Annotated in this window: 10 protein-coding genes and 4 tRNA genes; 3 read left to right on the top strand and 11 right to left on the bottom strand. The window is 50.5% G+C overall.

Annotation, left to right across the window (positions count from 1 at the left end; all coding sequences use genetic code 11):
• Together G441_RS0100505 and G441_RS0100500 are read right to left on the bottom strand one after the other, a co-directional pair.
• Positions 1-2,517, bottom strand: coding sequence for an ABC transporter permease (locus G441_RS0100505; RefSeq protein ID WP_026374543.1), 2,517 nt, complete (start codon positions 2,515-2,517; stop codon positions 1-3).
• A 5-nt stretch (positions 2,518-2,522) separates the two neighbouring features.
• The gene (locus G441_RS0100500) at positions 2,523-3,224 is read right to left on the bottom strand and encodes an ABC transporter ATP-binding protein (protein WP_026374542.1); all 702 of its coding nucleotides are present in this window, start codon (positions 3,222-3,224) and stop codon (positions 2,523-2,525) included.
• Between the two features lie 53 nt (positions 3,225-3,277).
• On the opposite strand from G441_RS0100500, the gene G441_RS0100495 reads away from it, so the two are divergent.
• Entirely contained in the window at positions 3,278-3,907 is a 630-nt protein-coding gene (locus tag G441_RS0100495) for an arylesterase (RefSeq protein ID WP_026374541.1), read from the top strand.
• A 58-nt stretch (positions 3,908-3,965) separates the two neighbouring features.
• Positions 3,966-4,160 carry a hypothetical protein gene (locus G441_RS0100490; protein WP_026374540.1) on the top strand — a complete coding sequence of 65 codons (195 nt, stop codon included), beginning with the start codon at positions 3,966-3,968 and terminating at the stop codon, positions 4,158-4,160.
• Positions 4,161-4,273: 113 nt separating this feature from the next.
• Here G441_RS0100490 and G441_RS0100485 read toward each other — a convergent pair whose 3' ends face one another.
• The 9 genes from G441_RS0100485 to gltX all read right to left on the bottom strand — a co-directional run bounded on the left by G441_RS0100485 (position 4,274) and on the right by gltX (position 12,215).
• Entirely contained in the window at positions 4,274-5,560 is a 1,287-nt protein-coding gene (locus G441_RS0100485) for an amidohydrolase family protein (RefSeq protein WP_034474045.1), read from the bottom strand.
• Positions 5,557-6,975, bottom strand: coding sequence for an amidohydrolase (locus tag G441_RS0100480; RefSeq protein WP_026374538.1), 1,419 nt, complete (start codon positions 6,973-6,975; stop codon positions 5,557-5,559). Before G441_RS0100480 ends, G441_RS0100485 begins: the two co-directional genes overlap by 4 nt.
• Before the next feature lie 81 nt (positions 6,976-7,056).
• Positions 7,057-8,037: a tRNA-dihydrouridine synthase gene (locus tag G441_RS17540; protein WP_051275229.1), complete on the bottom strand. Its 981-nt coding sequence runs from the start codon at positions 8,035-8,037 to the stop codon at positions 7,057-7,059.
• Between the two features lie 71 nt (positions 8,038-8,108).
• Entirely contained in the window at positions 8,109-8,300 is a 192-nt protein-coding gene (locus G441_RS0100470) for a DUF1289 domain-containing protein (protein ID WP_240485059.1), read from the bottom strand.
• Positions 8,301-8,308: 8 nt separating this feature from the next.
• Positions 8,309-9,727 (bottom strand): MATE family efflux transporter, encoded by a 1,419-nt coding sequence (locus tag G441_RS0100465; protein ID WP_026374536.1) that lies wholly within the window; start codon positions 9,725-9,727, stop codon positions 8,309-8,311.
• A gap of 414 nt (positions 9,728-10,141) precedes the next feature.
• Positions 10,142-10,217 (bottom strand) — tRNA-Glu (locus G441_RS0100460).
• A 149-nt stretch (positions 10,218-10,366) separates the two neighbouring features.
• A tRNA-Glu gene (locus G441_RS0100455) sits at positions 10,367-10,442 on the bottom strand.
• Positions 10,443-10,638: 196 nt separating this feature from the next.
• Positions 10,639-10,714, bottom strand: a tRNA-Ala gene (locus G441_RS0100450).
• 91 nt (positions 10,715-10,805) lie between these two features.
• Positions 10,806-12,215: a glutamate--tRNA ligase gene (gltX, locus tag G441_RS0100445; RefSeq protein ID WP_026374535.1), complete on the bottom strand. Its 1,410-nt coding sequence runs from the start codon at positions 12,213-12,215 to the stop codon at positions 10,806-10,808.
• 255 nt (positions 12,216-12,470) lie between these two features.
• Here gltX and G441_RS0100440 point away from each other — a divergent pair.
• Positions 12,471-12,546, top strand: a tRNA-Val gene (locus G441_RS0100440).
• The last annotated feature ends 28 nt before the right edge of the window (positions 12,547-12,574 follow it).

Genomic DNA, 12,574 nt, shown 5'->3' with positions numbered 1-12,574 from the left:
CTATACCATTTGCCTGAGCAGTTGACTGGTATTGAGCTTAAGTAAACGCCAGCAGCCCAGCGCACCCAATACGCCTACAATGACTGCACCAACGGCTGGCGCAATAAGCCAATATTCAGGATGCAGACTACCATTCATCTGGAACACCTGTGACTGCAATAAATACAAACTGAGCTCGTTGGTTAGAGCCGCCATTAATCCGGCGACAATCCCAACAATCAGAAATTCGTAAATCACGCTGAGACGAATAAGCGTACCTTTGGCGCCCAGAGTACGAAGGATAGCCAGCTCTTGTTGACGCTCGTCCATGCTTGCCTGCACCTGTGCAATCAATACCAGCGAACCAGCGGCCAACACTAGCACCAGTATAAACTCGACCGCCATCGAGACCTGCTCAACCACGTCGCGAAGTTGATTGATGCGGGCATCCACATCAAACAATGTCACACTGGCGAACGGCTGCATTAATGCGGTTATCTCAGGTTTACGCTCCTCGGCTAAATGGAAGCTGGTGATGTAAGTTGGCGAAAACGCCTTCATCGCCTCCGGATGCAGCACAAAGAAGAAATTTGGCTGCATGGTTTGCCAGTTCACATCACGCAAGCTGGTTACTGTGGTGCTCACCACCTCAGAGCCTATGTTAAAGGTCAGCACGTCGCCAAGCTTGATATCCATCCGCTGCGCCGCTTCTTTTTCAACTGACACCGGATAAGGCTGTCCAGGCTGCCAAGCAGTCAGCCATTCTCCTTCAACTACCACGTTCTGATCCTGTAATTCGAGACTCCAGGTAAGGTTTGCTTCTCTGCCCAGCCCCTGACGCCCTTCGTTACTGTCCTCTTCGTCTTCTTTGGTGACATTGGTGCGGATACGTTCATCATTAATGGCTACAAAGCGGCCGCGTACCACTGGATAAAACTTATCTGACTCAACATCATTTTTGGCAAAGTGTTGTTGCAACTGTGGCTTCTGTGTTTCGGTGATATTAATTAAAAAGTAATTGGGCGTGCCTTCGGGCAACTGGTCTCGCCACTGTTTGATCATGTCGTTACGCATCACCAATACCACTAACAGCAGCATGATGGTGACCGAGAAGCTGATAAGTTGCACGCTGTTGTCCAGTGCACGCCGGCGGATACGCGCCCATGCCAGCTGCCACGGGCCCATTCTGCCCTGCCCGAGTTTACGTCCTAGCGCAATCAGTCCGTGGGTAACCACCAGTAAACTGGCAACCAGTACGATGCCGGATACAAACAAAATTGCGCTAATTTTCAGGTTCTGGCTGTACGCCCACATCAGCAGAAAGATAGCGCTTCCCGCTGCCAGAAACTGGATCATTCGCGAGCTTAACCCCGCTCCGAGGTCGCGCCGAAGTACACGCAGCGGTGGAACAGTAAACAATTTAAGTAAAGGATAAAGCGAAAATAACACCGCACAGACGGTACCGGTAAACACGGCAATGATGAGCGGTCGCCAGTGCCACATATCCATTGATACATCGACCTGATCGGCGATGGCCCACACTACAACTTGTTGAATGGCTACGCCCAGCGCGGCGCCAATCACAATTCCCAGAAGCGTAATAAAGGTGATCTGCAACAAATAAATGCGTTGCACCATCTGCCGACTGGCACCCAACGTTTTCATTATCGCAACAGGGTCGTAGTGACGCTGACTATAGCGCTGTGCTGCCACCGCGATTGATACCGCTGCCAGGATGATCGCAAGCAGGCTGGCCAACAGGAAATATTGTTCAGCCCGCCCGACGGAGCGCCCAATTGGCGAGTCATCATCTTCGACTGAACGCCAGTTATGTATCTCATCATCAAGCTGGGGCTCCAGCCAGTCGTAATACGCATTCAGGGCACTGCTGTCTCCAGCAAAATAATATTTGAAATTGACCCGACTACCAGGGCCGATAACGTTAGTTGCCTCGACGTCCTCTTGCCTGATCAACACAATGGGGTCAGTCGCAAAAACACTGAATCCGGCGTCGGGGATCTCACCCAATACGCGAGCGACGGAGAAGTTCGCATCGCCAATTTCAATGCTGTCACCCAGACGCACGTCAAGTAGCTGGAATAAGCGCGAGTCTATCCATGCCTCGCCTATCTGCGGCAGTTCAGAGGTTTCTGATGCTGTTGCAAAGGGCTCAGGCGCAACTTTCACTGCACCTTTAAGAGGATAATCAAGGTTGACTGCGCGCAGATCTGTCAATGACATTTGCTGCTCACCGAACGCCATCGATCGGGTACTAACCTGATGGGCGTGGGCGAGGCCCATAGCCTCCGCTTTGCTCAGCCACGCCGGATCAATCGGATCGTCTGAGTAAAGCGTGCGATCAGCAGCGAGAAACTGTGCCGTTCGGTCAGTAAGTGCTGCTTGCAGGCGTTCACTAAACAGCGACAAGGACAGTACTGCCGCAACGGACAGCACGATGGCAAACAGAATAATGGTCAACTCGCCCCGGCGTGCTTCATGCTTAAACAGCCGCCAGGCCAGACTAAATGTTGTATTCATTGTGACTACACCGCCTGTTTGTGCATGGTATCAGTGGCGTTTTCAGTGATTTCGGTCAGCTCACCTGCATGCATTTGCAGTTGACGTTGGCAGCGCTGCGCGAGTTCATTATCGTGTGTCACCAACACCAGAGTGGTATTCGATTCCTGATTCAGCTTGAATAGCAGATCTTCAATTTTTTCACTGTTCTTGGCATCCAGATTGCCGGTAGGCTCGTCGGCGAACAGGATCTGAGGATTAGTGATAAATGCGCGCGCTATCGCTACACGTTGTTGTTCACCGCCTGACAACTGGTTTGGATAATGCTGTCCACGGTGGGCCAGTCCCACCATGTCGAGAATGTCCTGTGCGCGCTTCTGAGGGTTGTCCATACCCGCAATTTCAGCGGGCAGCATGATATTTTCCAATGCCGTCAGACTTTGCACCAACATGAAACTTTGGAAAATAAACCCCACTTTGTCGCCCCGCAGCCTTGCGCGCTGCTCTTCATCCATGTCATGCAATCCTGCACCATCGAGGAAAATTTCGCCGTCGCTTACCTGATCCAATCCAGCTAACAGACTAAGCAGCGTTGATTTGCCGGAGCCTGACGCACCCACGATGGCAACTGACTCACCTGCCTTGACATCGAAGCTTATCGGTTGAAGGATCTGTAATTCGCCTTCACTCGTAGTGACTCGTTTAGTGATGTTTTTTGTCTTGATCATAGTCTGGAGCCAAATCTCTCGTGGTTTTATTTACAACTTTCCAACGCACCAAAATGCAGTTCTCACGCTGGATATTCCTATGTTTGCTTATACCCATACTATGGGTTTCAGATCACTCAATCGCCCACGCTAATGCGCAGAATAAACTGTTAATACTTGGCGATAGCCTAAGTGCTGCATATGGGTTGAAGCAAGACGAAGGATGGGTTTCTTTGTTACAAGATGCGTTCGTCGAGAAAAATATTCAAGTGGTCAATGCCGCTATCAGTGGAGAGACCACGGACGGTGGACTGGCAAGGCTGCCAAGGTTGCTTGAACAGCATGAACCGACACATTTGTTAATCGAACTTGGTGGCAATGACGGGCTACAAGGTCACCCCATCAATAAAATTCGCAGCAATATCACCACCATGATCGAAATGGCACAGCAGCGTGACATTACCGTGTACTTGCAACAGATGCGCATTCCTACCAACTATGGAAGACGTTATACCTCAATGTTTACAGACAGTTATAGCGAATTAGCCGAACAGCACGACATTCCTCTTATCCCATTTTTTATGGACGATATCGCGTTGGATAAGTCTCTGATGTTGCCAGATGGGATCCATCCGGCACTGGAAGCGCAGCCGCTTATCGCAGAATTTATGCAAAATCAGCTTGAACCGCTTATACTCAATTGACAGTATTAACACGTAAATCCGGTTTTTAAACGAAGACCAAGACATTACGGGGGAAAGTATGGAAGTTGGATCAAGCTCAGGCGCATCGGTAGGACAGGCTGTACAAAGCCAGCAACAACCTAGCCAGACACAGCAAATCAGGCAGCAGGAAGCTAGTCAGCAAACGGCCGAGCTGGAAACCGCCAGCCAGCAGCCACAGCCAGCTCCATCTGCGAACGAGCGTGTAGGCAGCAACGTAGACACATTTGCCTGATTAACCGTTTAAGAATATAAAAACGCCCGCTTAGTAAGCGGGCGTTTTTGTTTTAGGAGCCTGTCTCGGATGCCTGCCTGCGCAGGCATGACGAGAAGGTTCAATCTGGGCAATCAAGGCCGGACGTGTGTCATCGGCACATCGCTGGCGAGATTTTTGTAGCGATCGCGCAGTTTATGCTGACGAGACTCGGTGCCCATATGCTCACCATTAATGAACACATGCTCTGCATGAGAGGTAACCTCCAACGGGTCGCCAGACCATACGACGATATCGGCACGTTTGCCACTTTCCAGACTGCCAACTTGATCGGCAACACCGTAGATACGAGCAGGGTTAATCGTCACCGCTGCCAGCCCGGCCTCCCATGGCAAACCATTTGCCACAGCGTTACCAGCATGCTGCGTCGCCAGGCGGATATTATGCGTATCCATGCCAATGGAAACCGCAACGCCAGCCTTGTGCAATCGCCCTGCATTAGCCAGAGTCGCACCTAACTGGTCGAAGCTACCCGGCAAGTTATTTTCAGGATCCAGAATGACAGGAATGTTCGCCGCAGCCAGCTCGTTGGCAACACGCCAGCCTTCCACTGCGTTCACAAGCACCACGTTCATCTGCGGATTGCGCTTTTTAAGATCAATCACCAGACGGATATCCGATGCTCTGTCAGCGGTCACCAACAACGGCATGTTTCCAGCAACCACCGCTTTCAGCGCCGCAGCGTCCGCACGGGTTGTAATGCCATGCCATTCACTGGTGGGACCAAGACGTGCCGGTGCAGCTTTTGCTTCACCAAGCACCTCGTTCAACATCACCCACAGTGCCGCCCGGCTACCGCCGTGACGCTCTGAGATATTGTTGCTGACATCAACATGCATAAAGGCTTTGGGTTTGAGCACTGAGTCAGCGCCGCCACTCAGTGTAATTACCGCACCCTGGCCAGAAAACAAATATTCACCGCGGCCGATGCCGGTTGCCGCAGAGGTTACACCCTCAACGCGGCTAACGGGAATAAGTGTCGAATCAGGGTTGATGCCATACTGAACATCCAGCGCAGCACCAACGTTAGAGACAGGCGCGGTTTGGGTTTCACCAAACACAACCGAGCTGTCCACGGTGCCTGCTGACATGCCGACTTCGACTAAGCCGAGCGACGTACTGGCACCGAACAAACCGGGAGTGACAACCTTACCTGCAGCGTCAATTACTTCGTACCCTTCCGGTACGGCATCCGCGTTGACGACTGACTGAATACTCCCGTCTCGGATAAGGACTGCACCGTTTTCCACACTGCCCATTGGGCCCATCGTGTGAACCGTGCCACCCACGATAGCGATTTGCTGTGCTGAAGCTGTAGCACAGGCCATCATTGCGCTAAGCGCGATTATCCATTTTTTCATTTTGCGTCTCCTTCACCCACCTGACCAAGTTCAAAGTCACTGACTGGCCAGCTTTCAGGATTGGCTCTGTCGTATACCAGACCACCGTCTATGTATACGCGCTCAGCCTGCGTATATGTTGAGAATGGATTGCCGCTCCACAACACGATGTCTGCGTGTTTGCCACTTTCCAATGAGCCAGTTTGCTCAAACACGCCCAGCGATTTAGCAGGATTAGCCGATAGCCACTGCCACGCGTCAGCCTGACTGATATCGATGCCTACACGCTTGCCGTCTGCCCAGGCTTTTGCAGCTTCCTGGTTAAGACGCTGAATGCCGAGATCACTATCAGAGTGGACCACTGCACAGGCTCCGGCGTTATGCACCATAGGAATGTTTTCTTTGATGCTGTCATAGGCCTCCATCTTAAAGCCCCACCAGTCAGCCCACATCGATGAGCACACGTTATTTTCTGCTAACTTGTCGGCGATTTTGTACGACTCGATAGCGTGATGGAAAGAACCTATCTGATAGTCAAACTCTTTCATCACATCCATCATGACGGTCATCTCGTCTGCACGATAGCAATGCATATGCACGATTATTTCACCGTCCAATACGCCCATCAGCGTTTCCAGTTTCAGGTCACGCTTTGGTACTTTCGGATCTTTGCCCGCCTCGTAATCGGCGTAGTACTGTTCCCATTTACGCTTGTAGTCCTGTGCGTCAGACCACGCCTGACGATAACCAGCTACATTACCCATACGGGTGCTTGGACCGCCTTTGCCACCATAAACCCGCTTCGGGTTTTCACCACAGGCCATTTTGATACCGTAGGGTGCGCCTGGGAATTTCATGTCCTGCATAGTGCGGTCAGGTACGTTTTTCAGCGTAACCGAACGACCGCCAAACAGGTTGGCAGAGCCTGGCAAAATCTGCATGGCAGTAATACCGCCAGCCAGCGCGCGTTGGAATCCTGGATCATGTGGCCATACCGCGTGCTCAGCAGATACTTCTGCCGTCACAGGTTTGGTTGCTTCGTTACCATCTGAATGCGAGCGCGTTGACGGAGAGGGGTATACGCCAAGGTGACTGTGGGTATCGATGATACCAGGCGTGACCCATTTGCCTTGTCCGTCTACAACAGTGGCATTGTCGGGTACGTCAATATCTGCACCCACAGCAACGATTTTGCCGTTTTCAAAATACACGCTACCGTTGTCTATCTGACCACCAATACCATCAAGGATGGTGACGTTAGTGATAACAGTAGGCTCGCCTGGAACCGGTTGATAAGTACTTGGGTAGGGATCTTTATCGATCTCAAACTTTGGCTTTTGGGTCTTGCTGGTTTCCTCACCGCCGCCGCATCCAGCGAGCAGCGCGATAGACACCAGAGACAAAGCCAACGCCTTTGTGGGAGTTGAGGTCTTCATGGTTTTACCTATTGTTGTTGTAATGATTGCCGACCGCCTGACGGCGTGCCCAAACAAGGCTAGCAAGAGTCCCTGCGTTTGTCAGCTACAAGCTATACGTGAATAACCAGAAGAAGGATTATCTGCAACTGGTACGGGCAGTTGCAGTGCTCTGACGATGTCATCAGCATCAGTCATTGTGCGTATCATATTGAAGGTGGTCTGTGCTTCAACATATTGACGTTTTAGAAAGCCTAGCCACTGCTTGATACGATTCGGGTAATAGCGTCCTTTATCGCCAAAAATTTCATAACCGGAGTAATCGATAAGCAGCCGCTGCACATCTCCCCAGCGCATCGGCGCCTGCTCGCCACGGATCACTCGGGCCAGATTGGGTAGCGCAAGCGCACCACGGCCCAGCATAATGTCTCGACAGGCGGATTGTTCCTGACAGCGCTGGGCATCGTCGCGGCTCCAGATCTCGCCATTGGCTACGATGGGTACGTTCACATGCTGTTTGATTCTGGCAATCCAGTCCCAGTAGGCTGGCGGTCGATAACCGTCTTTTTTGGTACGTGCATGAATGGTGATGATATCTGCGCCAGCCTCAGCCAGTGCGCAGGCATTATCAATGGCCAGATTGCAGTCCTCAAATCCCAGTCGCATTTTCGCGGTTACTTTATTAGGCTGAGGAACCGCCTGTCTGACGGTACTGACAATATCAAAAAGCGTCTGGGTTTCCTTGAGCAGAACTGCCCCACCCTTGCTCTTATTAACCGTCTTTGCCGGGCAGCCAAAATTCAAGTCGACGCCATGAGAGCCAAGCTCAATGGCTCGCTGGGCGTTTTCAGCGAGCGCCTGAGGATGCTGACCAAGTAACTGCACGCGAACCGGCACGCCGCCTGGCGTCAGTCCGCCATGTTGCAGTTCCGGACAAATGCGATAAAACACCCTACGCGGCAGTTTGATGTCCACCACGCGCACAAATTCTGTCACGCACAGGTCGAAGCCACCGAGTTTGGTCAGCATATCGCGCATCAGATGGTCAACGACACCCTCCATGGGGGCGAGCATTATTTGCATGCAGGCAGACTTATTCACATTGCTTGAAAAGGCCGCGGAGTGTATCAGTTAACGGTATTTTCAGCCAGCTGTCAGCGGCGCTTGTCTGCATGTAGCTGTTCATATTGCACCTTTCTCTTTGCGCAAATCAGAACTAGCTGCTGACGTTTTTCTTCGCCCATCGATGTCCAATTGAGGATCTCATCCAGTGTGCGATAGCAGCCGAGACATTGGTCGTTACTATCCAGCGTACAGCGCCGCACACAGGGTGAGCTCAATTTCATGTGACTGGTCATTGCAGTACTACGTTCCGCCAGCTACCGCGCTTGAATAACCACACGCCTATCAGTGCAAGCAAGGTTTCAGCAACAAGTATCGCCATAAATACTCCATCGGCCTGCAGGTCTGTTGTGTTGGCCAGCATATAAGCAAGTGGTATTTGCAGTACCCAGTAGCAAGCAAAGTTGATTTTACTCGGTGTCATGGTATCCCCCGCACCATTGAAGGCCTGCACCACAATCATGCCAATGGCATAAAAACCGTATCCGTAGCTAACCATGCGCAAACAGCTGACACCAACAGCAATGACCTCTGGGTCGTCTGCGAACCAGCTTATCAGAGTTGGCGCGAATAGAATAAACACGGCGGCAACAATAAGCATAAAAGTCACGTTATATCGCGCAATGCGCCATACTGACTGCTCAGCACGTTCTGGCTTGTCGGCACCGAGGTTTTGCCCAACCAGTGTAGCGACGGCATTGCTAAGGCCCCAGGCCGGGAGGATAGTGAATATAACAATGCGTATCGCAATGGTATAACCTGCCACGGCAGCGCTGCCGAACTGCGCAACGATCCTTACCAACAGCATCCAGCTCGCTGTCGCGATAAGAAACTGGATAATGCCGCCGGCGGAGACTTTCATTAATTGCCACATAATGCGAGGCACAGGTTTGATGTCTTCCAGTGTCAGGCAAATACGGGAGGCATGATGACGCAGGTGATATAGCTGGTATAGCACTCCTATTCCACGTCCGATGGTGGTTGCCACAGCAGCACCGGTCACGCCCATTTCAGGCACAGGTCCTAAGCCAAAAATAAAGATAGGATCCAGAATGATGTTAATACCGTTTGCCAACCACAATGAGCGCATCGCAATGGCGGCGTCCCCTGCCCCTCTGAATATGGCATTGATGATAAACAGGTACAAAATAGACACAGAACCACACAGCATTATGGTGGTGTAGTGCTCGCCAATGACCAGCACTGCCTCGTCCGCCCCCATGAAACGCAGAATATCAGCCGCATAAAAAAGGCCGACAAACGCGACGATGGTGGCGGTGATCAGTCCTGTCCATAGTGCCTGCCCGGCAATTTTGTTGGCCTGCTCTCTGTTGCCCTCGCCAATGCGACGAGCCACCAGTGCCGTGACGCCCATGCTCAAACCAATGGCAATAGCATAGAGGATGGTAAGTACGCCTTCGGTAAGCCCCACGGCAGCAACCGCTTCATAGCCCAGAGACGCGACAAATAAGATGTCAACAATGGCAAAAATAGACTCCATTGCCATTTCAAGCACCATGGGTATCGCCAGTAAAAAGGCTGCGACACCAATTGAACCAGAGGTAAAGTCGTAATCAGTTTTGCCCCGCAGGGCTTGTTTTACCAGAGACCAGATTGAGGTCTTCTGTATTTGTTGTGTTTGTTCTTGCATCACATAAATCCGACAATGCTCAATGAGCATAAAAAATTTTGATAACGGTCCAAAACGCGCAGCAGTAGACGATGACCGTGCCAGCTGAAAACGAGCTTAAATGTTGAGTTTGCCCGAAAAGGCGGCGTTCTTAGTGAAGGCGAGCCGAATTCGAGAGCACAAGCGCAATATCAGCGAAGTAATTGGAAGGTAAATTGTTCACCGGCCTGCTCCCGATTGATGTGATGCAGCTAGAGTGCGCTTGTTGTGAGGGAATGTCAATTAGTGATTGTTTTAGGATATGTTTGTTGGATGTTTGGAGATTAAACGGGGATTGCAAAGTACGTCGTGTATTTTGCCGCTTCGCGGCCTCAGATGCACTCACCAGTCATAACTGCATAAAAAAACCCGCTCGAATGAGCGGGTTGTTTAATGTGGCGTCCCATAGGGGATTCGAACCCCTGTTACCGCCGTGAAAGGGCGGTGTCCTAGGCCTCTAGACGAATGGGACAAAAAACCTTCTTAACGAAGCGTTGCTTCGATGATTTTTTTGTTAGGTCACATTTAACACACATGTGACCTATTTCTTGCTAATTTGAACCTGTTTTTTCAAACTCTGTCGAGCAGGGCCTATTCTGCTTTCGACATCGGTTCCAAAAGTGGCGTCCCATAGGGGATTCGAACCCCTGTTACCGCCGTGAAAGGGCGGTGTCCTAGGCCTCTAGACGAATGGGACAAAAAATCTTTCTATCGAAGCTCTGCTTCGATGATTTTTTGTAGGGAAAAATTTCATTAATAGAAATTTTTCGGCTACTTTGCGACGCTTACACAGCTTCGCATGTCTTCAGTAAGGAGAGGTTTTATTAATAAAAACCGAGCGACCTTACTTATAAAAGCGTTTAATTTAACGCCCTTAGTACAATTTGGTTTCTTGGTGGAGCCAGGCGGGATCGAACCGCCGACCTCTTGCATGCCATGCAAGCGCTCTCCCAGCTGAGCTATGGCCCCGTGCTTCCAGACTTTGCTCCGGCCTATGGAGCCAATCCGTCACAGCGGGGCGCATTCTAGGCATCCACCCTTTTTATGTCAACGCTTTTTTTTACGAATTTTCTCTGTTTGCTATATATGTGAGCGCTTTGTCTATTCGCTGTTCAATTTGCCCTTTTGTCAGCAAATTCAGGGTGATATCCAAAGATGGAGAGTTACCAGAACCAGTGACTGCGACCCGTAATGGCATGCCTACTTTACCCATTCCTACACCCAATGATTCTGCTGTTGTATTAATGGCCTGCTGGATAGCTTCCGGGTTCCAGTCTGTCAATGCTAATAAGTTCACTTTAACCTGCTCTAATGGCTCTTTTGCAACCGGACGCAAATGCTTTTTCGCGGCTTTCTCATCAAATTCTTCGTACTCTTCATAGAAGTAGCGACTAATTTCGGCAAGCTCTTTCAATGTTTTAACACGGTCAGCCTGGATCCCAATGACAGCCTCAAGTGCAGGCCCATTGGAAACATCAATCCCAAGTTGCTCAAAATGCCATTTAGCATGTTCGGCAACGTCTTCAGCCGGCAGCGATTTTATGTAATGCTGGTTGAGCCAAATGAGCTTTTCCGTGTTAAATGCTGATGCAGACTGACCAATTGCATCCAGAGAGAACAGTTCGATCATCTCTTGCTGCGAGAAAATTTCCTGATCGCCATGAGACCATCCCAGACGCACCAAATAGTTCATAAGTGCCTGAGGAAGATACCCATCATCGCGATACTGCATTACGCTAACTGCACCGTGACGCTTAGATAATTTCTTGCCATCGTCACCCAGAATCATAGAAACGTGAGCGTATTCTGGTATAGGCGCGCCGAGCGCTTTAAGAATATTAATCTGTCTTGGCGTGTTATTGACATGATCTTCACCACGTACAACGTGAGTAATGCCCATATCCCAGTCATCCACTACTACGCAAAAGTTGTACGTTGGTGTACCGTCACTGCGCAGGATAATCAGGTCGTCCAGCTCACTATTTGCAACCGTAATCGTGCCACGGATGTGATCTTTAATCACCACTTCGCCTTCCAGAGGTGTTTTGAAACGCACCACATAGGGCTGACCTTCCGGGTGATCGGTACGATCACGCCATGTACCCGGATAGCGGGGCTTTTCACCATGCGCTTTTTGCTGCTCACGGATCGCATCAAGCTCTTCAGCTGACATAAAGCACTTGTACGCTTTGCCTTCGTCCAATAATTGCTGGATCAGCGCTTTATATCGGTCAAAACGATCAGTCTGATAAACCGGACCAGTATCCCATGTCAGTCCCAACCATTGCATGCCATCAAGAATCGCCTGCTTGGCTTCATCTGTGGAGCGCTCAATGTCGGTATCTTCTATACGAAGAACGAACTCACCGCCTTGATTTTTAGCAAAAAGCCATGAGTAGAGTGCGGTGCGGGCTCCACCAACATGCAGATAACCTGTTGGGCTGGGTGCGAATCGGGTAACAACTGTCATAATGGGTCTTCGACTCTGATAAAAATTGGCTGCGCATTCTACCAGCCTCGACATTTATTGAGAATGTTGTGAGCAATAAAACCTGTCTGTTAACGCCTAAAAAACACAACCCGAATGAAAAATTCACAACCTGGTGGCTTTTTGCTCGACCAGTTTTAAAAAGCACATTTTTGTATTGACAGCGAAATCCGCCTCCCTATAATACCGCCCCACGTCGCCACTGCGGTAAACCACCCAGGCGGCAGGCAAAAATACGGACGCTTAGCTCAGTTGGGAGAGCACCGCCCTTACAAGGCGGGGGTCACTGGTTCAAGCCCAGTAGCGTCCACCACTCTTTTTGCCATCAGAATCAAAGTCTT

It is taken from the genome of Aestuariibacter salexigens DSM 15300 (genome assembly GCF_000429145.1).
GTDB classification, from domain to species: Bacteria; Pseudomonadota; Gammaproteobacteria; order Enterobacterales; family Alteromonadaceae; genus Aestuariibacter; species Aestuariibacter salexigens.
Note: the sequence above shows the minus strand (reverse complement) of the source record. Positions and strands in the feature narration are given on the sequence as shown.